Source organism: Halobacteriovoraceae bacterium, from assembly GCA_020635115.1.
GTDB lineage: Bacteria > Bdellovibrionota > Bacteriovoracia > Bacteriovoracales > Bacteriovoracaceae > JACKAK01.
In genome coordinates this window covers 1-26,597 of record JACKAK010000008.1, presented here as the reverse complement: position 1 = coordinate 26,597, position 26,597 = coordinate 1, and the positions used below count along the sequence as shown (strand labels likewise).

At 33.4% G+C, this 26,597-nt stretch carries 26 protein-coding genes; 15 read left to right on the top strand and 11 right to left on the bottom strand.

Annotation, left to right across the window (positions count from 1 at the left end):
* Positions 1–49: 49 nt before the first annotated feature.
* Together tnpB and H6622_13330 are read right to left on the bottom strand one after the other, a co-directional pair.
* On the bottom strand, positions 50–403 hold the full coding sequence (gene tnpB / locus H6622_13335; GenBank protein MCB9062499.1) for an IS66 family insertion sequence element accessory protein TnpB: 354 nt from the start codon (positions 401–403) through the stop codon (positions 50–52).
* Entirely contained in the window at positions 378–701 is a 324-nt protein-coding gene (locus tag H6622_13330) for a hypothetical protein (GenBank protein MCB9062498.1), read from the bottom strand. Before H6622_13330 ends, tnpB begins: the two co-directional genes overlap by 26 nt.
* On the opposite strand from H6622_13330, the gene H6622_13325 reads away from it, so the two are divergent.
* Complete coding sequence (locus tag H6622_13325; GenBank protein ID MCB9062497.1) at positions 700–1,188, top strand: hypothetical protein; 489 nt, start codon at positions 700–702, stop codon at positions 1,186–1,188. The genes H6622_13330 and H6622_13325 overlap by 2 nt on opposite strands.
* 5 nt (positions 1,189–1,193) lie before the next feature.
* On the opposite strand, the gene H6622_13320 is transcribed toward H6622_13325, so the two are convergent.
* From H6622_13320 to H6622_13310, 3 genes are all read right to left on the bottom strand, one after another.
* A complete protein-coding gene (locus H6622_13320) occupies positions 1,194–1,718 on the bottom strand; it encodes a hypothetical protein (protein ID MCB9062496.1) in 525 nt (174 codons plus the stop codon).
* Complete coding sequence (locus H6622_13315; GenBank protein ID MCB9062495.1) at positions 1,715–2,710, bottom strand: LysM peptidoglycan-binding domain-containing protein; 996 nt, start codon at positions 2,708–2,710, stop codon at positions 1,715–1,717. Before H6622_13315 ends, H6622_13320 begins: the two co-directional genes overlap by 4 nt.
* 275 nt (positions 2,711–2,985) lie before the next feature.
* A complete protein-coding gene (locus H6622_13310; GenBank protein ID MCB9062494.1) occupies positions 2,986–3,522 on the bottom strand; it encodes a hypothetical protein in 537 nt (178 codons plus the stop codon).
* A 311-nt stretch (positions 3,523–3,833) separates the two neighbouring features.
* On the opposite strand from H6622_13310, the gene H6622_13305 reads away from it, so the two are divergent.
* From H6622_13305 to H6622_13285, 5 genes are all read left to right on the top strand, one after another.
* Positions 3,834–6,527 (top strand): hypothetical protein, encoded by a 2,694-nt coding sequence (locus H6622_13305; protein ID MCB9062493.1) that lies wholly within the window; start codon positions 3,834–3,836, stop codon positions 6,525–6,527.
* 230 nt (positions 6,528–6,757) lie between these two features.
* Positions 6,758–6,922, top strand: a complete 165-nt coding sequence (locus tag H6622_13300) for a hypothetical protein (GenBank protein ID MCB9062492.1) — start codon at positions 6,758–6,760, stop codon at positions 6,920–6,922.
* Between the two features lie 82 nt (positions 6,923–7,004).
* Positions 7,005–8,450, top strand: coding sequence for a hypothetical protein (locus H6622_13295; GenBank protein MCB9062491.1), 1,446 nt, complete (start codon positions 7,005–7,007; stop codon positions 8,448–8,450).
* Positions 8,429–9,361, top strand: coding sequence for a YcaO-like family protein (locus H6622_13290; GenBank protein MCB9062490.1), 933 nt, complete (start codon positions 8,429–8,431; stop codon positions 9,359–9,361). The genes H6622_13295 and H6622_13290 overlap by 22 nt, the downstream gene beginning before the upstream one ends.
* Positions 9,362–9,364: 3 nt before the next feature.
* Entirely contained in the window at positions 9,365–11,212 is a 1,848-nt protein-coding gene (locus H6622_13285) for a HAMP domain-containing histidine kinase (GenBank protein ID MCB9062489.1), read from the top strand.
* A gap of 1 nt (position 11,213) precedes the next feature.
* Here the strand turns inward: H6622_13285 and H6622_13280 are convergent, their stop codons facing one another.
* The gene (locus tag H6622_13280; GenBank protein MCB9062488.1) at positions 11,214–12,806 is read right to left on the bottom strand and encodes a hypothetical protein; all 1,593 of its coding nucleotides are present in this window, start codon (positions 12,804–12,806) and stop codon (positions 11,214–11,216) included.
* Positions 12,807–12,885: 79 nt separating this feature from the next.
* Between H6622_13280 and H6622_13275 the strand changes: the two genes are divergently transcribed.
* A complete protein-coding gene (locus tag H6622_13275; GenBank protein ID MCB9062487.1) occupies positions 12,886–14,088 on the top strand; it encodes a PAS domain-containing sensor histidine kinase in 1,203 nt (400 codons plus the stop codon).
* A gap of 211 nt (positions 14,089–14,299) precedes the next feature.
* A complete protein-coding gene (locus tag H6622_13270; GenBank protein MCB9062486.1) occupies positions 14,300–14,962 on the top strand; it encodes a hypothetical protein in 663 nt (220 codons plus the stop codon).
* Here the strand turns inward: H6622_13270 and H6622_13265 are convergent.
* The 5 genes from H6622_13265 to H6622_13245 all read right to left on the bottom strand — a co-directional run bounded on the left by H6622_13265 (position 14,952) and on the right by H6622_13245 (position 19,341).
* Complete coding sequence (locus H6622_13265) at positions 14,952–15,509, bottom strand: response regulator (GenBank protein MCB9062485.1); 558 nt, start codon at positions 15,507–15,509, stop codon at positions 14,952–14,954. The genes H6622_13270 and H6622_13265 overlap by 11 nt on opposite strands.
* A gap of 3 nt (positions 15,510–15,512) precedes the next feature.
* The gene (locus tag H6622_13260) at positions 15,513–15,740 is read right to left on the bottom strand and encodes a hypothetical protein (protein MCB9062484.1); all 228 of its coding nucleotides are present in this window, start codon (positions 15,738–15,740) and stop codon (positions 15,513–15,515) included.
* A gap of 32 nt (positions 15,741–15,772) precedes the next feature.
* Entirely contained in the window at positions 15,773–16,324 is a 552-nt protein-coding gene (locus tag H6622_13255; GenBank protein MCB9062483.1) for a hypothetical protein, read from the bottom strand.
* Positions 16,321–17,475, bottom strand: coding sequence for a hypothetical protein (locus H6622_13250; GenBank protein MCB9062482.1), 1,155 nt, complete (start codon positions 17,473–17,475; stop codon positions 16,321–16,323). The genes H6622_13255 and H6622_13250 overlap by 4 nt, the downstream gene beginning before the upstream one ends.
* 981 nt (positions 17,476–18,456) lie before the next feature.
* A complete protein-coding gene (locus tag H6622_13245) occupies positions 18,457–19,341 on the bottom strand; it encodes a hypothetical protein (GenBank protein MCB9062481.1) in 885 nt (294 codons plus the stop codon).
* Between the two features lie 459 nt (positions 19,342–19,800).
* Here H6622_13245 and H6622_13240 point away from each other — a divergent pair, with 459 nt between their 5' ends.
* From H6622_13240 to H6622_13210, 7 genes are all read left to right on the top strand, one after another.
* Positions 19,801–22,680, top strand: a complete 2,880-nt coding sequence (locus H6622_13240) for a hypothetical protein (protein ID MCB9062480.1) — start codon at positions 19,801–19,803, stop codon at positions 22,678–22,680.
* Positions 22,681–22,943: 263 nt separating this feature from the next.
* The gene (locus tag H6622_13235; protein MCB9062479.1) at positions 22,944–23,558 is read left to right on the top strand and encodes a matrixin family metalloprotease; all 615 of its coding nucleotides are present in this window, start codon (positions 22,944–22,946) and stop codon (positions 23,556–23,558) included.
* A gap of 30 nt (positions 23,559–23,588) precedes the next feature.
* The gene (locus tag H6622_13230) at positions 23,589–23,771 is read left to right on the top strand and encodes a hypothetical protein (GenBank protein MCB9062478.1); all 183 of its coding nucleotides are present in this window, start codon (positions 23,589–23,591) and stop codon (positions 23,769–23,771) included.
* A gap of 83 nt (positions 23,772–23,854) precedes the next feature.
* Entirely contained in the window at positions 23,855–24,289 is a 435-nt protein-coding gene (locus tag H6622_13225) for a hypothetical protein (GenBank protein MCB9062477.1), read from the top strand.
* An 81-nt stretch (positions 24,290–24,370) separates the two neighbouring features.
* On the top strand, positions 24,371–25,165 hold the full coding sequence (locus H6622_13220) for a hypothetical protein (GenBank protein MCB9062476.1): 795 nt from the start codon (positions 24,371–24,373) through the stop codon (positions 25,163–25,165).
* A 16-nt stretch (positions 25,166–25,181) separates the two neighbouring features.
* Positions 25,182–26,180, top strand: coding sequence for a hypothetical protein (locus H6622_13215; protein MCB9062475.1), 999 nt, complete (start codon positions 25,182–25,184; stop codon positions 26,178–26,180).
* Between the two features lie 24 nt (positions 26,181–26,204).
* Positions 26,205–26,459 (top strand): hypothetical protein, encoded by a 255-nt coding sequence (locus H6622_13210; GenBank protein MCB9062474.1) that lies wholly within the window; start codon positions 26,205–26,207, stop codon positions 26,457–26,459.
* Positions 26,460–26,597 lie beyond the last annotated feature (138 nt).

Genomic DNA, 26,597 nt, shown 5'->3' with positions numbered 1-26,597 from the left:
TCATAATAAAACTACGTTACCAAAAGATATCTCATTGGCCAAGGCCAGATTAAACTTTTTTATAAATTAATTTTTTAAATGGTCTTTGCCATGGATCTAGGCCATACAAAAAGGACTCAACTTCCTTAAAATTCACTGCAATTGAGTCTCCTTCGAGATGGGTGGGCCATTTAAACTTTTCTTTTTCCAAGCGCTTATACCATAACGCAAAGCCATTTTTATCCCAGTACAGAATTTTAAGGCCATTTCTTTTTGAATTGCAAAAAATAAACAAATAACTGGAAAAGGGGTCAAGGTCCATTTGATCTTGCACCAAAGAACTCAACCCCCATATACCCTTGCGGAAGTCCGTGCAGGGCCTATAGAGATAAATCTTTTTAAATTTTCTCAGGTTGAGGATCATTCATCTGTCCTATGAGCTGGGCAATCCAGCTGGCCTGTGGTAGCTGATCAAACGTTAAAAGTATTCCGTTAGACAAGGAGATCTGAAATTTATTTGTTTGATTATCAGTTAGATTTATAAAATCACTTTTTGGATTCTTTGTTTCCAGTAAACCGTGTTGTTTAAACCATGACTTCTGGGCACTGAGAGAACTTTTGTTAATTCCGTGCTGTTTACAATACTGGGCCTGAGATAAGGAAGATGATTCACACTGTTCAATGTGGTATTTCCAAAAAAGTTGAGATTTTGAGAGTTTCATGACTTTCCTCCTGAAAATATTATGTCATGAAACTAGTATCGAAGAGTTCGTCAACAAAAACGAGGTGCTGTTAACTTACCGCTTACGAAACAACGCTGGAGAAAGCGCTGGAAGCGGATGGGAGCAAAAAAGAATACACTATCTGTCAAATGGTACTGTCATTTGGGATTTCGGAGGAAATGTTCTTGAAAAAGTTGATTGGGATAAAAATAGTGCTGGATACGACAACTCCCCAATTGATGCTACAAACTCCTGGAAAGATGTATTAACTCTAGATGGTTCTTTTTCATCTAATGACGTTTCTCCAAACGGGTCGTATACACACTCTCAGTCTATGGGACAGTGGCAAGGCGGGTCAGGCGGTGGAGCTTTTAGAGGTGGAACTTATTCTTGGGGAAATAAATCCGGTATTTACGGACTATCAACAAACTCTCTGTCAACATATACTGCCGCAGATGTTGGTTTTAGATGCGTGTATAGACCCTAGAAAATTTACTTCCTGTCTTTTCTCTTTTTTATAAATTTATATGAATAGTATATAACGCAACCAATTAATGTAACGGCAAGACCAGTAAGATGATACATTTGCAATGTTGTGGGACTTCTTTCAATACCGTAGAGATAATTTATGGGCCAACCTTTTGATAAAAAATAGAATATGCAGGCATCAATAATAAATGTAAAAATAATTAATATATTGAAATATCCAATCACTTTCTCCCAAGTTCCAATCTCAACGATATCTTTAATTTTGACCTGAGGTTCTAGGAAGTGTGAAAGTCTATTTCTATTTTTATAATTAGTTTGATCGTTAAAAACAAAAATAGTGATATACGCGTAAAACCTATGAATAACTTTGAACCTAGAGTACACGTTGTTTAAGGTATTATAGACAATATTATTCTTAATTCTTACGTATTTCTTATCCAAATAAAACCATGTAAACAAAGGCACAACTATCACAAAATAGGTAAGCATTAACCCAAAAATATTAAGAGTTATATTTTCTATGTTCAATATAAAATCCCTTCCAGTCCATCGTAAATTTCGCCTCCAACCATTGACCCTCCGTAACTTCCGAAAGCGCCAGCAACAAAAGATACTACAAACGTACAAGTAAACAAACTTGAACCACCGGATGGATAAAGAAGAACAAGTGAACATACTCCATATGCAGCTATACCTGCAAGAGCTGCCCCACCAAACACCCCACCTGTCTGCTCAAAAGCAACTTTAACCTTCTCACCATCTTTTGCTCTATAAACTCTAAAAGCACCTAGTACCGGCTCAATTACATAACTCGTACCAAATGCCACCTTCCTAGCTTTCCCAAGATGCTTTACGGCATTTTCAGCATATCTTACAGCTTTTCTGGGTGCAAATGTATTAGGAAAAACTAGGTGTTTTTTCAAAGGATTAATATACCCTTTATAATTTAGTCCCTTGATTTGAGCGATAAGAAGGTCATTCATCGCATTTATTTCTTTCTTAATTGGACCCTTATCCCAAACGTCCTGAAGCATTGCTGCTAGATTATTGCTAGAACCTTTAAATGTATAACCGCCTTGGTTTACAAAATCAGCAAACCTTTCCATTGCTTTGATATATACTTTTGCTACGCCATCTGTTCCTGATACCAATCCAGAAATAAAGAGCGCAAGCCAATCTATACCCCCCTGATTTCTGTTCATAATATGTGACATTCCTATTGGTATATGTCTAAATATACTCTTCATTAATGCGTGATGAGCACTGGTATAAATTTCAGAGTGTTTTTTCTTATATGTAGCAAGATCTATCATTTGCCATGGCTGTATTCTATTAGGATCTTTTATATGAGGATTATTATGAAGTACAATATCTATGAGATAATTTATTTCAGACCAATTAAGATTCGGACTATGAGGCAAGTCATCATACGAAAAGTGATCTGTGATAATTTGAGATAAGGTATCTCCAGGCTGAACCTCATAAATTTTATAAAAACTACTTGGTCTCACTTCGATCATTTTTCACTCCAGTTAGAATATTTTTAAGGTTAATATCATATTTAAGTATTTAATCGAGAGAATATTGCGAATTTTTCATACTTGAAATTTGTAAAGGATCAACTATCAGTTGGTTATCTGAACTTAATAACGATCTTATTGCTATTTTTATTTAGTCTAAGGATATTTCAATGAACTGAATATTACTTAGATTTTTAAATTTACACTATCTTATGCAGCTAGGATTTTAACTCGTCCATCAGTTCCTAGAGTAACAAAATCTGACCACCAATATATTAACCTACAATAACACCTGACTGAAATTCGTAGTTTTCTTCATTTTCTTCGATTTTCTTTCCTGGTGTTCTTTCAAGATCCACCTGGCTTAAGCCATCTCTTTTTAGTCTTTTTCTATCGTAATCCAAAACTTTCATTTCCAGCTCATTTAACTGTAGTAATTTATTTATAGCTTCATCATGAATTTCCTTTATTTTAGGTTTAATATCTTCTGGTTCAGCATCTTTTCCATTTGTGCAATACCCAAGATTATCTTTTAAACGATCATCAAAAATTTGAAGACCACTAAGTAAATATCTTCTTCTACCTTGCAATATTTCGTAATATGTTGTCCCGTCATTATCAATTGAACTTGCTATTTCTTTTTCTCCCTCTATATAGTATTGTGCTCCTAAAATTGCATATTCAATATTCTTATATTGATCTTTTACAAAATAATAATTTTTGTAAAAATTCAAGCAAGTAACAACCTTCTCTTTTGCAAAAAGAACATTTGAAGTTGAGATTAAGATAAGTATTAAAAATAACTTTTTCATGCTTTGCCCCTTATAAGATTTGAGATAATTAGATGCAATCAAAATGCCAAATACATAAACCATTATAAATAGACACGAAAAGCTCAATTGACTATAATTTTGCTGCCCAAAGTTTAAACACGCGTAAGATATAAAACATTCATCTTTGCTTATATTTAAAAGAGGCAATTTTAATTGGCATCCAACCCAAATTAATCACGTTTCAAGAAAATGTATAAGACCGTAATATTTATAAAACTTGCTTTAAAATTTCAAAAATATCTAATAATTTTCATAAGTTTAAACCATAATAATATGATCAACGAGATTTTATGGTCGCAAAAACACTTACGTTACTGCTTTTATCATTTAGCTTGCAAAATAGTGCTCACGCCGATTTTTTTAATAATCTAAAACTTAAAGCTTTGCAGTTTGCTCAAGATCATAATCTCATGAGTAAACACATTAAAAATTCTGGATACACAAGAAATTTGAATATTGGAAAATGTGGCGCAGGACATACACCTTATAATTGTGAATTTAACAAACGCGGAAAAAGGCAAAGAGGTCCAATAAAAACTCCAGTTGCAAAATCAAACGACATGAGCGAACTAAGGGACTTTTTAGCAGAAAAAGGCTCCCCAACAGTAAAATTCAAATATGGTGCGCAAATTTTAGAAGATGGAAAAAAGAGAGCTGTTTATATTGCTGTCCGAGAAGATGGGACAGAAATCGTACTCCATAAGCGGTTATTCGAAACAGATGAACTCTTTACTCGTGATAATTTTAGAGAATTTCTAAGGTTTTTAATAAAGGAAGGAAGCTTGTATGATTACGTACTTGATTCTAAACGACCAATTGAAGAAATATACTTCTCGTTATGGGATTTTATGCCAAATGATGAATATCTTTCACCTGATTCCTTTATGAACCTAGCTGTTTATGTTGAACTGTTTGAAAATGCTGCTTATAACGGGACAAAACCTCCAAATAAGAGATGTGGAGAGCAACAAACTCCTCCAGAGGCTGTTGTTCTCGCTGAAATTAAAAATCCTTCAATTCACAAAGCGAAATTATTTAAAAAAGACCGATGTATATTTACAAGAAGGGACTACATTCAAAGAAAACGTCGCTTAGAAGATGCTTTAAAACTTAAAAAAACCAGCGCTTTTATGCTTAATCTTATTTTCCCCCAAAAGGCATATTCGTCAGAATCAGAACCTGAAATCCAAATACAACCAATTAATGCAATCAAGTTTCAAAACGAAGATAAAGACTTAGTGATCGAAAAATATAACACATCTAGCAATGAATTGAATATAGCATTTTACATTAATGCCCTTCAAAGTCGCAGAAACAGTATTACAGGAGATGAGGTCGCGTTTGACGATATGGAAGATCAAGTAAAATGTGCAGAAGAGAGATTAAAACAAGAAGCCAATGAGCTTAAGTCAAACACCCAAAAAACTGAAGAAATGATTTTAGAAGAACATAAACTTAAAACGTATTTAGATACAGCAATAAAAATGCTTGATGTAAAGAAAACGTGTACCCTTGACTCTGTTTCGAAATGTAACGATCTAGCAAGAGATGCCGCCCATATTAAAGTTACTGATGAAGATATGCAGGACATGAACTTTAAACACTCGCAACTTCAAGCGGAAAGAGCTGAATTTAACCCAGATGAAAAGACAACTATGACGATGTATACCACAGATGGTGAAAAAACAAAAATTGAATCAACCTTAAAAGATGTCGTTAAAAACGGATGGGACCTGCCCAATGGTGAAAAACAAGACCCAAGTGCCTTTAGGGATTATTCTAACATAAAAGACGATGATGAAAGACTAGCAACAGTTGCTTCAGACATTAGATTTGCAGCAAACTCATATGGCGTAAAGGTTAGCGATGAAAAAGCTTTAGAAATGGCAAAAGAGATATCCAATTCTGTTTCAAAAAAAATGAATTTTCAAGAAATGTTTAGCGTACGTAAAAAAGTAGCGATGCCTTCAAAAAACTCTGGATACATGAAAGCTGCAACAGAATCATTCAAATCAAAAATCCAAAAACAAAGATTGCAAGATTCCATAATTGCTAAACAAAAAGAAATAAATACTTCTTTAGGTGAACACGCTACTAAAGAAGAGAGAATTGCTGCCTATAAAAACGACCCTGACATTCAAAGACTAGAAAAAGAATTAGAAAAAATTGAAAATAAAAAGAAAGAGCTAGAAAAAATAGTTTCACATGAACAAACTAAAGTAGAAGATGAGATTGTCCCAAAGGAACCAGAAGAAGATTATTCACCAGAAAGAGATCCCCAACCTAAAGAAATTGCTATTAAACCAAGGGTGAAAACTAATGGACGCGGACAGACCGCAATCAGTTCACCATCTAATGGTGGATATACACCAAGACCTCGAAGATCTTATAACACTGGTTCAGGAGGAGGATTTAGCTCGGGCGGAAGCTCTGGAAGTGGATCAGTTGGTTATAATCCTGAATATAACGGGTATGCTCCAACACAGAAGAAAAAAGAAGACACAGAGTCCAAGGAAAAACCTAGCAAATCACCAAAAAGAGAAATAGCTTCTATTGATGAAAAGAAAGAAGATTCTAAAAGCAGACTTGTTGGTAAACCAGAACAAGAGAAAAAAACTGGCAATAAGGACGGCAAATCTGCATCTAAAGGTGAAAATGAGAGCGAAGAAATGGAATTTAGACCTGGAGAACTGGAGTACTACTTTAAAACCTATGCGTATTATGACGACATTACAAAGAAAAACAACGTAACTTTTAATGAAAAATTACTAGAAAAAAGCGACCGCATTATCAAAGCAGTCGTCAAGTATGGCCTAGATAATGTAACCGAGAAGTATCACTTCTTTCTTACTGACGAACGTTTGACTCCTGCCGAATTTATGAAAAATGAAAATAAAGAAGGATTCTATATAGAAAGCGAAAATGCTTATTCTAGAATTATGAAACCAAAACCAGAAATAAAAATACTCTTGGAGTTTAAATAGCATTATTTGTAAAATAATATGTTTCACAAATTGAAGAATGCTAGATCTAGATAAAAAGTGAAAACCAACTTCTACTTATACAACTTATATGTTTAAACATAATTTATTAACACACCTATATTTAGACATTAAATACTATCTTTTCTGAAAAAATAGCTCAGTTTTATTGCTTCTCTGCAAAAAATGTATTAGTTAAAAGCATTTGTATAAACAAAACACAGGAGATTTATATGTCAAAGGTATTCTTTATTATCGGTGTTATTTTAAGTTTTTCATCAGCTAGATATGTTTTAAAAGAATCTAAACTAAATTCTAAACTTAAAAATGCTGGAGTATTAGTAAGTTCAACAGACACTTCTATATCAGGAATGAGATGTGGTGGCCCAGCGGCTTAAAATTAATATAATTATTTTGCTACTTTGCTGCGTGTCCATAAATCTTTATGGATGCCGGCTAAGTGGAAGTGGAGATACTTATATGCTTAAGGTCGCATTCCCGTATGATAAAAAAGTTGAGTTCTACGAACCAACAAAAATATATCTCTCCCCTGAATATGCTTTTTTAGAAAATATTTATAGCACACTTATTAGACTAGACCCAAAAACTGGAGAACCTATACCTAATCTGGCAAAGAGTTTTGTTTGGGATGGTAATAACCTCGAAATCACATTAAAAAACAATCTCAAAACTTCATCTGGTGCAGTAATTAAACCGGTTGATGTAGTAAATTCGCTAAAGCGACTTGTTATTCTAAGCGAAAATACTCATGGTCGCTTCAAGGCGATTGTTTGTCCAAATCTTAAGATTGAGAAACTTGCAGATGAGTGTGAAAACTTGTTAGCAGATGATACTTCAAACACTGTTACGATCAAAACTCCTTCAAGAAATGATTTTCTGATACCAATGCTTGCAGCGATTGATTTTGCAATTATTCCTACTTCATCGATAGATGAGCAAAATCTTTCTATAAAAGATTACTCTAATACATCTGGACCTTACTTTGTTGTATCAGACGATGGCAAAGGGGGGATAGAATTAAAAGCAAATAAGGATCACCATTTATACAATAAAAATATCCCTCAAAAGGTTAAATTTATACCTGCTGGATTTGCTAACTACGAAAGTTCGCTTGAATTGTTTAAAAAAGGCCAAGTTGATTTTATTACAACTATTGATAAGAAATCAGAACACGAAGTATACGATTTTTCTAAAAAATATTCTTGTTCAAAACATACAACGATGAATCTTAGAACTCATTCACTAATATTTACGAGTAAAGGTATTAAAGAATTAACATTACAACAAAGAAAGGCCATAGGTGCTGAATTTAAAAGAGCGTTTAATCAATTTTATGTAAAATCAGAAATTTACAAAAATACTGATCAGTTTTTTCCAGCATTTGGAGAAGCATGGTTAAATAGTGATGAAATTAAAGACCTTGAAAACTTACTTAAATATCAAGGAGATTTACCTGACAAACAAATCATAATTAATTCAGTAAGAGTTCCAAACGCTTTACAAGCTTTTTATGAGTACAAAAAAGGTAATATGAGTAACATCGTATTGATAGAATCAGAAGCCATTCCTTCCTTTTCTGGAACAGATGATAAAGTACATGCATTTATACTTGGTCCAGATACGGGTTTTTTAGAAGACATTTCACTTATTACTTATTCTATAAACTCTGGTGCTTTTGGACCACAAAAAGAAATGCTTAACAATTGGCTTTCAACGTACATGAAAACACCAGAAAAAACACATAGAATTAAAATGCTAAAAGAAATGCACAAAAGAATACTATCTAATTATTATACTGTTCCCTTGGTCTCCGTACCTTATGTTTCATGCGTAAGAGATAATTGGAACCTAAATTTTTCTCAGTTTTATGCGAATGATCCAATATGGCAAATCACAAAAAAATAGATAAAATCTTAAGCTTGTCAAAGCAGATTAATTTAAAGGCACACTACTCTTCTTGGGGGGAAAAATATCTAAACGGTTTGCACGATTATAGAATACATATTTCAATAGATGGACGTGAATATTCTGGCATTGGTATAGATGAAGATGAAGAAATAGCATTCCTAAAAGGTTTTTCTGAAGCTGTTGACCGCTTTTTCTTTGAAATAAATAATATGAAAGCAGGAGGAATAGGTACTCATTGGACAAAAAAAGAGTCACTTGAAAGTTCAATATCTGAATTGATTGAGAGAGATATTTTTCTAGGGCATTATTTGTCTGGTACACCCGGCAAGAAGTTTGTTAATAGCGAAGTTGAAAAACTAAACTATCAGATAAGAACTAAGGACAGGTCAGTAGAGGTATTTGAATTAAGTAAACTTAATAACTATTTTACGTTTTTATCAGTTGGAAAATTCAAAGAATCGGGTCACATAATTGGATTGGGAACATCAAAAGACTGCAAAAAAGCTTTAAAAAAATCAATGATTGAATGTTTATTTTGCTTAATGGCAGATAACGAAGATTCTTTTAATGATCTAATCATGATACCAAACACACCAAAAGAACACTATAACTTTCATCTGAGAAATAATATTCTAAATCTGAGTTCTTTTTATATTAACAGTATAAAAAAAAGTAAAATTGCAAACTTTAAAATAGAGTCAAAAGAATTCAAAACGAAAACATGGAATGTATTTGAATATTTTTCTGGAATTGAAATGTACACTACATACTCTTCTTCAAAACGACTACAAAATATGTTTTTTGGAAAAATAAATGAAGAAAATATAAATCTAAGACGTATTAAAGAATTTAATAACAAAATAGTCAATCTGTCATGTTTAGAGCAAGTGCCACACCCAATGGGATAATGAATGAAAAAAATATCAGAATATTCAACCTTATCAGTAGGACTGGCGATCTTTACAACTCTTTCTATAACATTTTGTTCTCTTCTTTTAGTAACAGAGTCAGAAAATAAAAAAAACATAATTACTCAGATAACATCAGTTGTAAAGCGTCCTTTAAAAAGTGGCGATATCCGCGGTACAATATACATATTGGAATCTATTAGAGAAAATAACTTTGAACTGATCGAATTATCATATGATAACATTAAACAAATATCACTTCCTGTCTCAAGAAGAGATAGACACGCTCGCTTTGGTGAATCGAGAATAGTGCAAGATATTTACTTCGAGAATAATCAATCTTCTAAAGTTGGCGAAGTTGTATTTATATATAGTTGGCTTAATTCTTTAAAGATAGGGGTATACATATCAGTACTTCTAGCATTATTCTCAGCTAAAATAATAAGAAGATATATTTGTAAAAAAGCAGATGTTAAAAATAAGCTAGAAAAAGAAGTTCTCGTTGCAGAAATTGCCAGGCAAGTAGCTCACGATATCCGCTCTCCCCTTGCCGCGCTTGACATCGCTATTAAGTCTATACCTGATGAAACCAAATTTGAAAGAACCATATTTAATTCAGCAATTAACAGAATTCACGACCTGGCAAATGATCTTCTTAGCAAGAATAAAGAACCTGGAGATCAAGAAAAACAGATTGAAAAAATCTCCATTGCAAGACTTTTAAATCTCATAACATCTGAAAAAAGGCTCGAATATTCAAAAAACATGAATTTAAAAATTGAATTTACGATTCTTGACGGTGGTTATGAGTCATTTTGTGTTTTTAGTAAAAAAGAGTTCTCTAGAATTATATCCAATCTAATCAATAATTCCGTAGAAGCTTCAAATGATAAACAGAATGATATAATTATCAATATTAGCTCTGATAAAGAAAATGTAACTATTGAAGTAAGTGATACTGGCAAGGGAATACCGAATGAATATCTAGACAAAATTTTTATTCAAGGTGAATCTATTGGCAAGGAAAACGGCAATGGATTAGGTCTTTCTCACGCAAAAAGTGTAGTAGAGTCTTTTGGCGGTAAAATTAATGTAATAAGCGAAATTGGTAAGGGAACCACTATAACTATCAGAATACCAAAAATAGTTCCACCAGAGTCCTTTGTTAGTCAAATTAGTCTTAAAAGAGATTCCAAAATTGTCCTCATAGAAGACGATCCTTCAGTTCATAAAGCATGGGAATCAAGATTTAAAAGAGAAATAAAGTCTTTCTTTACACTGGAGTCATTTAAAAAGTGGAAAGTCGAGAACGATGAGAGTGGATATATCTATATTTTTGATCAAGAATTTAAAAAAGAAAGCACAAATGGACTTGAAACCATTCTATCAATGGGAATCGCAAAAGAAAGTATTTTGTGTACCAGCCATTATGAGAATTCCGAAATTCAAAAAACATGTGAGAAAAGTGGTATCGGTCTCGTAGATAAGAGCATGATTCCATATATCCCTATCATTATGGAAGAAGACTCTAAGATTAGAAATTTATCAATCCTAATTGATGATGACCCACTCGTTAGGTTGGTGTGGAAAACAAGAGCAAAGGAGCAGGGGATCGAATTTAAGTGTTTTTCAAATGAAGATGATTTTTATAACGAGCTACCTAATATATCCAAAGACTCACCAATTTACATTGATTCTTGTCTCGGAGATGGTGTAAAAGGTGAAGATATAGCTAGAGACTTAGTTACTTGTGGATATGAAAAAGTATCCATTGCAACTGGATATGAAAAGGAGCACTTTTCTGATCTACCTAAACAAATCAAAATTCAAGGGAAAGGGTCTCCCTGGTAATTTATTTTTTTGTCTTCATTGTTTGCTGTTTTGCGATATTTACAAATCTTCTTAGTGCCTTAAGCTTGTTTTCATCCGTGAAACTAATTAAGCATTTGTAATCTTGTGAAAACTCTCTTTTTTTAGCAATAGGTAACACTTCCTGAGTGTCGATAATTGTTAAAAAAACTTTTACCGGAGACTCAATAATGACAACGTCGCCGTGTTTAAATTTTATATCACTTGATAAAGTAACAACAGATTCTGTTATACTTGTTAAGTAGGCTAGCCGCTTAAGTGCGAACATGCTTGATCTGTCATCCATTGAGAAATAACATTTATCCTCCAAAAGATGCCTTGGTGTTAAGTTAAGGTATTTTTTAGGGTCTATTTTTTTAAGCTTCTTAACGGCTTCTAACGCCCTGTCGTTCTGCTTTGTTTTTATGATATTAATGAATTTTTGAGCTTCTTCATCTATTGATAATTCATTTAAAAAACCAACTCTAGCAAAAATACGATTAGGAGCCATAGCAAGGATTTCTGTTAGAATCTGATCAGATTTTAATCCGAACACCAGGAAATTTCCCCTGAAACCGAATTCATTTAAGTGATTTAGAAGATACTTAAACCCTTCGTTTCCAGTAAAATTTGTTCGCTGTTCTTCAGGAATAATACTCATATCAGAATGATTATATTCAAAAGCAATTATATGTGGCTTAAATACCTTACTCACTTCTATCGCTTCACGAGGAGTTCTCACTATTTCATAGGTGTAATGCTTATCTCCATCAAAAACCCGCTTATTTTTTCCAATACTAAGCTCGGGAGATATAACTATTGCGCGTATAGTGTTATTTTGGAAATATATCTTAGAATTTCTCTTAATATAGTCCTTGTATTCCTGTATAACCTCATATTCATTCAAAGTGCTTGATTCATCTAAATTATCAAGATCAATCATTTCGTCACTTGTTCTGGTTATCGGATTAAAAACATTCGCAAAAAAACCAGGTCTGCCATTATACGAATTTCCAGACATTAGCTTTTGAGAAGGAAGTATAGATTTTGGTACAAAAAAATTATAAGTATCAAATTCTGTTCCGCTATTAAATTCCCCTACATGATCAACTATAACCTCTGAACTTGTCGCATAATAAACCTTTGCAGGAACTTGGAGAGTAATTCTTCCATCAAAAACTGCTTTTGAATACTTTGGTCTTTTCTTAATATAGGGGTAAGTCATATCCAGTGGTCCGTAAATGATCTCACCAAAATCGCCTTCTTTTGTATAAAAAAGATGAACTTTTTCTGAAATCTGCATTTTACAAAGCTCTTCATCTGCACTCTTGTTTAAGAATACAGTGGTTATATTATTAAATGTTCTATAAGTTCTTGTTTGTTTAATATACTGAGAAATATCACCTGATGATGTGTAATCAAAATAGATAATACTTGGGTTAAAATCTACTATTTTTTTTACAACAAGTTGAGAGGGTGTCTCTAGTAAATTTACAAAATGAAAACAAATATCATCATTTTCAACGATTGTTTTGAAATCGATTACTAAATTTTGCCAAAAATGCGCATCTGTTCCCACATAGATAATATTACTCATAAATCCTCCATATAAAAAATAGAGGTCAATAATTCATTTTTTTAAGTTTTTAACTCCTATTTTATAAATAGGAGCTTTTATGGAAATTTCAGGTCATGTCCTACTACTTATTGTCGCTATAGTGGCATTTTTTCTAATAATATTAATCATCTTTAAGAGTGTGTTTTGGTTTTCAAACGAGCATAAAATTATCGACTCGCTTAATTCGCAAATCTTGGACGTATCAACAAGTGCCCTATTTATCACAGACATTAACGGTATTATCCAAATGGTAAACAAGACCGCACTTAAAATGTTTAAATACAACAGATATGAACTTGTAGGATCTAGTATAAATAAACTGATGCCAGAAACCATAGCGTCAATGCATGATACTCTTATGCAAACCTATCTAAAAAACGAATACAAATACCAGCTAAATGTATCCCTAAGAGAGATATATGCTCTACGCTCAAATGGTGAAGAATTTCCAATTCAAATCCAAATTAACGAAATATGGTACAATGATACACGCTATTTTGTTGGAGCAATAAGCGATATAAGCGCAGAAAAACAGGCGATAAAAGAGTCAATTAAATCAGAAAAGGACTCTGCAAATAAAGATAAATTTCTCTCTCTTCTTTCCCACGATCTCAGGACCCCCGTTGGCAAAATACAAAGTTTATCAGAAATTTTAATTGAAGATATGGAGTCGATGGACAAAACTGAAGTATCAGAAATTATTCAAAATATTTATGACGTATCGGAATCTGCACTCTATTTAATATCTTCACTTTTATCCTCTCAAAGAATAAAAGGAGGAGATATAGATCTCAAGCTTAAAAACGTAGACATTGTGCAATTTATAAAGACAACTCTTAGCGAGTTTAAGAATTTATATAAACTTAAGAATATAACTTTAAAAGAAAGCCTACCTGAAAAACCAATTTTTTGCGAGATAGACGAACTCCTTATTAACCAAGTTATTATCAATTTACTGACTAATGCAGAAAAGTTTTGCCAAAAAGGAGACGAAATAGCTATTAGCGTATATAAAAAAGGAAGCGATTACGCCCTTATCTGCGTTGAAGACTCTGGTCCAGGCATACCTCCAGAAGATATTTTTGAACTTTTTCAGTACAAAGAGCTAGAAAAATCAACTGGTTCAAACGGCGAAATTGGAACTGGTTTTGGCCTTCCTTTTTGTCACGAAATTATTACTTCTCATGGAGGAAGAATTTTGGCTGGCTCATCAAATTTGGGCGGGGCTAAAATAGAGATCTATCTCAAAATCTCAGAATAACAAATTATAACGACTGCAAATATTTTGACTGTCTTTTAGCGATAATTTTGCGTCGTATAAAACCGCATTAAAAATCATGGCAATTTTTTCATGCTAATTTAATTAATACTTACAGATAGTTACAAAATAATTAAAAATATAATAGATTTTCAAGTTGACTCATAGTGTTAACCGTGATAAACTGAGCTTGCTTAAACAATTTGGGGTTTTTATGAAAATTATGACATCTATGCTTTTAACACTTCTTCTATCTAGCTGTGGACAAAAGGGAGTCCAAGAGTTCATCGATGCTCAACAGATGTCCTATTCTGGATATGTACAAGAATCAAAAAGTCCTTATCCTGTTCCAGATATTGCTGATCAAAAATTATACCTAGGTGTTGTTTTAAATATAGACAACGTCGGAGAACGAAGAGGGGTTACAAATATTTCAATCGGGTATAATGGTGCATTTTTGTACACATTTTCATACAAAGATAATACCCCTGGTTCGCAACGAAAAACTGTATCAGGAAAAGGCTGGGTATATAAGTCGGCAGAAGATCAACCGTGGGAAGGAAATCCTGAACTGTCTCTAACAAAAAGACAAGATGAGTACACCTTTGTATTTGCTAATCTTGAAGATTGCGAGCTTCATGGGTCAATTGTGGTTAAAGTAGACACCTCTAATCTACGACCTGACCTACCAGATGGTACTTTTTCAAAAATTCTTTTTTCTTATAACAATAGTCCATCACAGTATGTCGATTGGCAAGCAAACTTCATTCCATATGGGGAACTATCCACTGATCAAGTTGATGGAGATCCAAACTGCGCTGGAGGGAATATTGACCACTTGATAACCAAAATTTCTGGTGGAGCTTTTAATATTTGAGCTTTAGAGAACCCTCGTTCTCTGTCAGCTTTCTAATATCTTCCGAGCCAAAAGTTTGAGAAAGAAACCATGAATTCTTAAAAGAATCATAAATATATTGTGGATTTACGGAGTTTTTTCTAAGTATTGGAATTTTAAATCTCTCACTTATCATAACATCTCTAAGGAGAGTCTTTTGACTTGTATAAAACACTGCTTTTGCTCCATCAAGATAGCCTTTTTTAAGGGCGTATCTAAAAAGCTGCCATCCGTTATTTCTATCAATATTATAATCAAAGATAACAAACTGAGGTTTGAATCCATCAATCTTATCAACAAATTCCTGTGAACCATTAACACTAAGGACATTTGCACCCTTCCTCCCAAGCTTTTTGGAGATTAGTTTTAGACATGATTCATCATCATCTACATGTAGTATTCGCATACCCTCAAAGGGTTTAGAAAATTCCGTATACACCTCCTCTATCATAGTTACACCCTGAGTAATAAGGTAACTACCGGATATAACAATTCCAATCATTGCTAAAATTAGTAAATTAAAATCCATTTTCTACTCCGCATCTTTTATCTTTCTTCCATAGTCGACAAGTGGTTCAAACGTTAACTCGTTTCGCGATAACGCTAATTTTATGGCTGCAAGTTGCCTATCAATTTCTTTTTGATCAAAAACATTATTAGATTTGCTAGGTTTTTTTCTAGCTGTTTTCTTTACAACTTTCTTCTTTTTCACTCTCTTTTTAGATACCGAACTCGTTTTAGTCTTCTTTTTTGATCTCATAAATCCTCCTATATTCAAAATAGGAGTTCTAGCTAACTAACCACTAAACATTTTCTAAAGTGTACAAAATTAGAAAGTGAACTTTTTCTATCTGAAAGCATTTCTATAACTTTAGAGGCAATCACTGGAGTCCATGGAAATTGTGGTAAAAACTGTCTCGCCTTAAGATTGTCTCCAATCCCAAGATTTGAAAATATTTTACCTTCTGGTGGGTTAAGAAAAATCATAATATCCATAGAGCTTTTTTTAACAGAGTCTATATTTTCCGCCCTAAGAAGCGTTCCGCCTCCTAATGCTAGAATATATGGATTTTTTTGGTGTGTTTTTAAGAATGTATTAAGTGCTTTAGTTTCTCTATCCCTAATATCTGAAGTTGACTCTTTTAGCGGATTAAAGCAGTTATCAAGATCAAAAAAAGGTATTTTCAATATTGCCGCAAGCTCCTTCCCGACCACTGTTTTTCCGGCACAAAATGGACCCGCTAAAATAATCCTGCGAGACTTCTTAACAAAATCACTCTTAGATAATTCAAAAGCTATTTCATCTGGAGTCTTATCCCATATAACCCTTTTTGCCATACTCATGAAACAACCTCCAGCATAGAATTAATCAATTTTTGATATGAGTTTAAATCTACCTCTTTATAAATACCAAGGACATCTAACAAGCTTCCTTTTTGAAAAAGGTCTTTATGAAAGAGTCTCTTTGCGGCACTACCATTTCTAACTGAATCACTTAGTTCCTCAATGTTTTTAAGTCCGTTTTTATCAAAATCAACAATTACCCGCGGAACCGTACCCCAACGCTCACTTGAACTCATTGACATATCTCCAATACACCTTTTCCAAAAACCAGGAAGCATTACCCCATCATTTCCAGGATCAGTACTAAAACTTAAAATAAAAGCCACTAGGAGGTCATACGCTGTCTTCTGCTTACTGCTTAATCTTTGATTAGTTTGAATTTCTATTTTGTTAACAGGGATATCTTCTTTGTCTATTTTGTCAGTATCAGTTTCAACGTCAATTTGAGCAGTAGGAATTTCAGTATCATTTTCTAATAATAAATGTTCGCTATCAGAATCATTATTTTCATCAAGAATCTCATTCAAAACCTCTTTCATGTCTTTATTCTGATTGGAATTTAAATTAGCTATAAGTCTATTTGCTCTTTTTTCAGTCATTTTTTCGCCACCTTTGGTCTTGTAGCGACTAATTCTTTTTTTATTAGAAATAACCTCTTTAGTGATTTTGGTAACTGCATCTTTAACACTTTCCATTTTTTTACCAGGAAATAGAATTCTATAAAGGTCTACAATTGGGTTAAATTTCAACCTAATATATGTTTGGACTTTTTTTAAGTTAAACTTATAGTAAATATATTGACCAATATCTGATTTATAAGAAGCCCCTTTTGAGTTAAAAAACTCAAAAACCATATCAAGCGCTCTAGCAAGGGATTTATCCCTAAAAGGACTAATGCAAAAAACTAAAGACGTTTCTAAACAAACCTCATGATCAAGATGCCTATCAAGAACCCAAACGACCGTTCGAATTGATTTTTTTAGCAACTCCTTTGCCCTAATTTTTACGACCTTTTTGTCTATTCTATGGTTACTATCTCGCTCAAAAGCTATGATATTTTTGACCATTTCTGAATAGTCGCAAAACTTAGATTCCTTTTCAATCAATGTTTTTAAAACACTGGAGGTAATTACATTAGCACCTTCATTCATAAAATCTCCTTAATTATAAAATAGAAGATTTTGTGCAAAAAAAATTAAACTACACCCTAAGTACTCCTGTAAGGATGCAAAATCCCCAATATATAGGGTTTATTCAACACCCTAACTAGTTCCATAAGCAAATTTTGTAAATATTTAGTCAATAATTTCAATAGCTTACAAGAATTCATTCATTCAAAGCTTTGAACAAAAGGGGTACTAAGAATCGATTTTTGCCTATATATTGGGTTTATTCTTGAGTTTAGTGGTAATTTGCATAAATCTTTAGGATGAACAACTAATAATATTAATTAGTTACAAGTATTTTATAAAGACACGTTTTGAACAAAAGGGGTGCTAAGAATCGATTTTTGCCTATATATTGGGCTTATTCTTAAGTTTAGTGATAAAATCTTAAAATATTTAACAATAAATCTCTATATAATCAATCACTTACAACTGTAATTAAAAGTACTGTTTTGAATAAAAGGGGTGTTAATAATCGGTTTTTGCCTATATATTGGGTTTATTCTTAGGTTTCATACTTGATTTTATCCAATTTTGATTTCTAGGCACATTTAAAGGCTTCTAATCGCATATTTTAAAACAAGCTTTGAACAAAAGGGGTGCTAAGAATCGGTTTTTGCCTATATATTGGGAAAAATTAGCATTTTAGCAAAAGAGTCCCTTCTTAAATAAATAAAAATCGCTTTAAAGGTATCTAATTAGCTCTATATAAGCAAGTTTTCAAAAAATGCTAAAAACTCTTTGAATGAACGATTTTTAAAATTTTAAGATTAATTCAAAAACATCCATAAAAACACCCAAAAACGGCTAAAAACACCGAAAATAGACCCTTCTGTAAAAAATGAAATCGCGGAAGGTCAGAGACTCATTTCACGAACCCTCGTTCAAATTCCGTTGTTCTACGAACAAACGTCATTCAAACTGGTTCATTCATTCTCTCTTTAAAAATCGATTTCAAATAGGTTATTAATCTTTGTATACAAATAGGTTTGCTAGAAATGTTTTAGAAAATATAATATTTAATATCACATACATTAGTCGCAATAACACCATCGAAACACCCTCGTCTGATGTGTGCCCTAGCTTGCGTTTTAATGCACTTATTTGAGACTTATCAGCACCTATTTTGGAGTTATATAACTGCTTAGAGAGGTCATTAATTTCGTTTGATTTGTCATATATCTTGTCTTCTAGTGCCTTTATATCACGCTCAGAGCTTAAAATAAGGACATTGAGGTCACGGGTCGCTTTGGCGAGGTTTGCTCTTTGGTTATTTTCCTTAAAATAGGGTATCTGAGCCTCAATAGTACCCCTTTTTTGCTTATTATTACCCATTTTAACCTTAAGGCTTTCTCTTAAAATATCCCTTTGCGCTTTCAGTTCCTCTAAATAGAGGCTTTTTTGCGTATTTTGATCAATTCCAGCTTTTAACTCTCCAATTTGTTGTTCAATTTCTATTGATTTAGAGTCTTTATTTCTAACAACGTGAGAACTGACGGCAAAAACCGTAAATAAGCTCAAAATAAGGATAAGAACGTAAAATAAAGCGTTACTTTTAATGTCTTTTTTAGTCTGGATAACCAAAATAGAAGCAACTACCCCTAGTTCCATAATCAAAGAAGCTGACCATGCTAAAAGTGCTGGCATTGAATCCGCTTGAACGTACATATTATAAGAATCTCTCATGAGAAGCAAAATAGATAATAAAGTTACTGTCCCGGAAACTAGAAGAATAGCATTCCTTTTTTGCTTGTTGACCTTCTCTTCGCTCTTTTTTTGTGACTTTCTTCTTAGCATCCTTTTTTTTGAATCTTGCTGTATCTCGGTTTCTGTTATTAGTGATGTATCCATAAAAACTCCTTTAATACAAAATAGTGGATTATTTCGTGAATTTTTCTTCACATTTGTCGTAAAATGTCAGGACAAAAGCGGACAATTGGCGGACAAAAGCGGACAATGGGCGGACAAAAGCGGACAACAGGCGGACAAAAGCGGACAACAGGCGGACAAAAGCGGACAATGTGCGGACAAATTGGCACTTGATGACAAAAACGAGACGTCACTGCAATATTCCAGGTTTTCTCAGGAATAATCTCTCAAAACACCATGTTGAGCCCAAGATCAGATATGTGATGCAGACAAGTGCGCCAAAAACGAACCACGAGTTCACAATTTGTAAAGCTTGCGATGTATATATTAACAACCGCTCTAACAAACATCACAATATTTTTTCCGAAGTTAATCACAAGGATTAATCAAAACCTCTATTTTATAAGTAGAAACAATAAGTAATAAAAAAATGGAGGAATTATGAAATTGTTTGTTTTAATCGCGCTCGTAATATCTCTTGCTTCGTGTAGTAAGGGAAGTGTTAATGTAAGCAGTAACGGGGCTGGAGAACAAGGAGATCAAGGTACGCCCGCGCCTAGTGGAGTAAGTGCATCTTCTATTAACAACTCAAATTCAACTGCTGGGCTTCAAGAAGATAGGGTTATTACAATTACTAATAATGAAGATGCCCCTATGTCTAATATATCAAGTAAGAAAGAAACGGGAGGACTTAAATATAAAGGTGGTTCATTTCCTGGTACTGGCGGAACTTGTAGCGGTGTGACTCTTAATAAAGGGGAATCTTGTACTATTGTTCTAGAAGACCCAAATACTGATAACTCTGGAAACAAGTCGGCCTTTCTTAGTTACGACCAATCTGGACAAACAAAAACTGTAGAAGTTACCTCTGTGGGCACTCCTGTAAAACCGGATGATGGAACGGCAGTTGTAAGTAGCGACGTTTATACTCAACCAACAAACGTATTTATCGGAGAAAATGCACCTCAAACCCTAAGCTTATCAAACTTTTCAAATCTTGGGACAATTGGGAGTATATCTTTAAATACAGCAAGCGGGGCATCACTTGTTAGTTTGGGAGATTGTAGTGGTACAACTCTCAATGCTAATGAAGTTTGTAGTATTCAAATTAATGTCGCTGTTCAATCTTCTTCGTACACAGCTTCTATTTCATTTGATTATATTGATAATAATGGAAGTACTCAGACTTTAGTCGTTGAAATTCCGGTAGAACCCGTTTTAAGACCAGTAGCAAATTTGTCAGTATCAGGAGCTGCAATTGGCGATGTAGAGGGAAATAGCGCACTCAGTGAGCAAACATTAACTATAACAAATAATGGTGACACAAATTCATTAGCTGAAAGCATGAACATTGTCCTTCCTTCTGTTAGTGGTGCAAATCTTGCTCTAGTTAATGATAATTGCTCTGGGCAAAGTTTAGCTTCTGGAGCAAGTTGTACATTTGGGGTTCAATCAACTGATGTTGGCGCAGTTGTAAATCATAATATTAATATTGGATATAGTGAAAACGGTGCAATAACTTCTGGAACAACTCAAACATTAGCAATTAATCCGGTTTACGGAGTAATCGATCTCGAAATTAATGGCGACAGCACTGGACCAGTTGATGTTGGAATGACTTTTTCTCTAACTTTAAAAAATAACTCTGCTTATAAAGCTAAGTTTGTTGGTATCTACGTTGATACTTCAAAACTTGGAGGAACAGGCGGAGGAGATTGTCAAAGTGGTATAAACTGGCTCCTTCCAGCAGGTAGTAGCTGTACAATTGAACTTACAAAAAACAGTTTCACGCTAAGCAAGCCTACCTACCCTTTTACTGTTACATATGAGCTTTTTAACGGTTCAACAGTTGATGTGGACCTAGATGCGAAAGATGCAGTTAAAAGAACAGTTTATACAGGAAGCTCTGATACTGCGAGATTCACAGCAATGTTATCTTTTGATAAAGAGCACACATATACACTTTATTCAAAAGCAGACCAGCCGACAAAGGTTATATCCGTGAGTTCAATTGTAAAATTAGGAGATAATTTTTATTTTGATGGTAATGATAATACTGGAGCTGCGGGGAAATGCATTGTTAAAGTTAATGACAACTTAACCTCGGAAAACATTTATTGTTCTTCAACTCTAGGTAGTAATCTCCTCTCACTTCAGGTCTCAGGGAACAAGATTTATTTTGCTGATGCCCAAAATTCAACTAATATTCTACTATATTCTTATGATGGCATAAACCTTGTACAAGAAACCGATACGCCGTTTACGTCTGGATCGGCGGTTATGCCAGGTATTATGTCTCCAATTGTTAGGGTTCACAATAATTTAGTTTTCATGTCCGGTGGAGATGACAATTTTTTTGATATGGGTAATGCTGACTCTGACTTTGGAGTTCTTGATTTAACTGACTCAAAATTTTATGCCGCAGACTCAAGTACACCAAACACGTATTTAAATGATGGATCTCCTAGCCTTATCCATACAGTCGAAGATTCAAATTTTCCTTTCGGTATAGAAAAAGGGACTCATGCTTTTCATTTAGCCTTTGAATCAGCGGGACTTACTGGTCAGTATTTTTACACAACGGCTGGCGCAAACAAAGCAAATCTAGTTAGCACTGGCAGTTACGAACTCTTTCAGTACTCAACATACTCTATACCATCCGGAACTGAGGGATATAATGTAGATAATGGAAATATTTTTAATGTCACAGATGGTGGCTTTGATATGTTGCTTCAAGATGGAACAATAGCAAATATGTTTCATTTTAATAAAAATGATGGAACTATCACCCAAAAATATAACCTTGATATTGATTTAGATACATTTATGTATCCTGGGCTCTCTTCAAATGGCACTCAAAGAAAATATTCAGTAATATTAGGAGATGAGCTTTGCTATATCATTCAAGGTGCTACGCTAAACGATGTGGAGCAAAGCCTTGTTAAGTGTGTGAACGTTAACACAAATGCTGAAAAAACACTCACTCTTCCCCTTGGTATTAGATATATGTACCACAACGGGTCACTTCTTTATATTTTTACAAGATCTCAAACTTGTTTAGATGGAGGGGGAACTTGGTGTTACGGTGTATACACTTACGATGGAACTGATGAAGCTACTATTAAAGCCGCTGACGATACTTTTAAGACCGAAGTTTACGGGATGATTACACTAGAAGGAGAAGACCTATTTTACGCTAAAAAACGAGATACTGGCTTATATGTATTTCTTGATTCAACTATGTCTGAGATACCTTATTTTGGTAATTTTATCTCAGAAAGTAATGCTACGTTGTTTTTTTCACATATAGTTCAAAATTAATAACCTACTTTCTTTTTGCTTTAATAGCAGTTTACAGCCCCCTTTATTGGGGGTTTTTATTTTTAATAGCTGGTTTAATATTTTTAATAGGTTAACACACCTGTGACTCAAAATAGAGGCACTTATCATAATATACGTATACTTTGTTTTAAATTCACACTCATTAAAATCCTAATTATTTCAATGTTTTAAGAATATTTTTATATCGTACTTGATCATAATATAACGCAGTGTTTAAATATAAATATAAAACAGGAGAACGTATGAAGAACACTGCAAAAAACATCATCTTAATCGCAATAATCACTCTAACTGTAGCATGTGGTAAAACTCAAACTGTAGTATCCACAATGAATACTAATCAAGGTGATATTAGATGGGAAAATTTAGGTCAAACAATCTATGTAACCGAAGATTTTTCAGATGATGAATTTGCCGCTCTCCAAAATGCTGCTCAAGTTTGGAATGATACTCTTGGAACAAATGCTATAGATATTGTTAGAGGTGGAGTTAATAACCAATATACTAATTTAGAGCTTCCTGTTCATGACAGAGTATCAGAGGCAACAAAACAATACACTTGGGATCAGTCTCAAAAAACAACTGTTGCCCTTTGTTGGTATACATCTTTAGGCGGTTTTATAAAAGGAGCAGATCTCCACTTTAATTATCATAATTACAAATTCAGTACAGGAGAAGAAACTGCTCGTTTTACAATGGACTTAGAAACTATCGCTATTCATGAAATGGGTCATTTTTTGGGACTAGCTCACTCAGATCATGCTGAAGACGTTATGTATCCTTACTCTTTTTACGGACAACAAAAAAGAGAACTTTCTAAAAATGATCAAGAAAGAATAATTGAACTATACAGATAAGAGATTTGAAATAAAAATAAAGGAAACCATATGAATAACAAAAAAAATACAGCCACAGAAACACTTAGGCTACTAGAGCTTCAATTAAAGCAGACAGATAAGACTATTGAATTGCTAGAAAAACTGGTTTGGGATGATAACCGCAAAGAGGATACAACGAACGCTAATTTTATAAATGGAGTAAAAACCTCTATTATTACATATAATCAATAGCTTATGAGTTTTTTTTGGTTATATTAAAATTTTTAGTTGACACAAGGCAAGATATACTATAAACTAAATACATAGGAGAATATATGAAAACTTTAATTGCTTTATTACTACTTTCAACCTCAAGTATGGCCTCAAGTGTAGCTGCTGGAAAAACCTACACCGTATGCGAAGAAGGAAACTGTAAAGAGGTTAGCATTTACGATTCAGCGAAAAAAGAGCCAACTCTTGCTGATATGCAAACTGGATCTTGTTTTATCAGAGAAGATAAAGGAGAAAATCAGTATTGTTCAGTACTCTCGGTAAAAGGAAGAGAGGTTAAATTTGTTTGTGAAAAACCAACTGAAGACTACATGCTCTACAGAGTAGTTATGCTTTATGGAAAGTCAAAAACTTTTGATTACTCAATGAGACAAATTCCTTGCTCGCAAGCTCCTAGACTTGGTGAGGCGAATTATATCTCAAGCTGTACAAAAGGTATGAATAAAACAAAATACTACTGTCCATCTCCAAATAGATAGTCAGTAAAAACTGTTCTTCTTAAGGATAGGAAGAATTTAACAAAAATGATGGATTAGAGCGGTACGTTTGCGGAGGTTACCATGAGTTCTTGTTACTTAGAAGAACTGTATAATGAAAGAGGATTAACCAAAGATAAATTAGCAAAAATGCTACTAGATGAGGTTAAATCAAGAAATATCATTAGAGGTACATCTGATACTTCAGATCTACTAGAATATGATGAGGTAGAAAGTGTTGTTTATTATGTCGTAGCAAGAACTGTTGCAGCATATGAACACTTTCTAATTAGAGAGAGGCTGAAAAGCATGAAAAAAGAGTCAAATATTGATATCGTTGAGTATAAAAGCTTAACGGATATACTTGAAGATGGAACTCTCCCTTCGATCGGCGATCATATTAACTTTGACAGTATTGATATGGTTTATGGCTATATGGTTGCTTCATGTAGAAATAGAATAGCAAACTTGCACAAATCATCTAAATTAAGAGCATCTAGAGAAACTTGCTTATCAAGTGATAATTGGTCAAGCTTTATAAGTGACACAGTAAGTTCATCAACTAAGTTTACGGATATGAGTGAGTCGTGCACTATCTTTAATTCATGCGGAAAAAACGTGTCATCATCTCATGTTAATAAACTCTCGAAGGAATCTGAGTTGTTTAGCAATGGTCTTATTCTTATTGATTTTTTAACATACATTGAAAAAACATCATTTACGAGAAAAGAAAGACAATTTTTAGAAGCAATAAAATTATTAAAAAATGGTATAAGTTACGATAATGTAATAAGCAGACTTGGTAAAAATTATTACAAAAAGAACGCTTTTAATGATTTTATAAGAACTAAGGCAGAAGAATTTGGAAAAGCTGCCTGAATAAAAAGAGGGGTGTATGAAAAAAGATGCAGGTCAAGTTAAGGAAATCAGAGAGTTTTCTATAAAGGATCTTGTAGTAGAGAGCAGGTCTATGTCTGCAAATGTAAGAGCTGAAGTTGTAAAGCAAAGAGAGCAAGATAGCAAAAGTAGATCACAAAAAAATGTCAGCCAGAAAGATTTTTTAAATAGCCCACTTACTAAAGGTAGACACAAAGGATTTAACTCGAATATTAATTTTTCAGAGTTTTTTAAAACCATTTTTAAAGATGGTTTTCTTTTAGAGGATTTTCAGTATCCAGAAACAAAACGCGGAACAGACGAGGCTTATTTTTTAACCATTCTCTCTTCAAGTAGACTTGCTTCATTTGCCAATGAAGAATACACCCCTATCATGGTTTTAAGTTTAAGCTCAAGAAGAAACACTTCAAATGTAATCTACCTCTGTGCCAAAATTGAAAAAAGTGGCATTTTTCTTCCTTTTGCAAGACAAAAAGCTAAGGATAATCGAGATGTTGGTCTTTCAAAAGTCGTACATGGAAGAACCGATGTTACCACAAAAGACGCCAATGAGTGGGTCAGAGACATGGAAGCTAATTCTTTCAAGCTTGTAAGTGTTATGAAAGCTTTTAGAGAGCTAAAACTTACAAATGAACAGATGGAAGATATTGCAAGAGATGCCTATTTTTGGAGAATTTCAATTACTAATGGAGCTTACCCAATAAAAGATGAATGGAAAAAAATGCTTAAACCAAATTACAATTCATCTAAAGTAAATACTGCTCTTGGTTTATATATTAATATAATGGAAAAATTGTTCTCACCTATTTATTACGAAGATTTTGAATATGCCAGCAAAAAACATACTGGTGAAATGGTTCTAAAAAGAATACAAGTTCCTTGTAAAATAGACAGAAGGTATCTTATTATCGCAAAAGAAATATCATCTAGATTCTTCCATATCCTAGACAAGGCAGATGTTGTTAAGAGAACGGCAAATTTCGTTTTAAAAAAATAGTGCAGAAAACCTCTATTATGAGGTATGGAAGACAAAGACAAAATCCAGATACTGACTAAAGAAATTATGGAAATTATTCATAATTGCGACATTAACAACTGTAGCATCGAAGAAGCTATGGCAAAATTAAACATTGCCATTTCTGGAACAAAAAGTGCTAAAGAGCTTTTCACAGTTATCCATTCAAATAATAACCACAAAAACGAAGTTATGGAAGCCATAAGAAACATAGATAGCGCGGTATTTAACAAATTACATTTTATTCTGAGAAAAAACTAGGAAACTTTAAGTGCTTTTTTAAGTTTTCCACTTAAAAGAATGTCGTTTATCCCACAACCGATTCGAGTCAACATAAAAGCAAGAGAGAATGCATCTGAGATATCAGGAATTCTAAAATTGTAGCCAAGTGTTTTAATT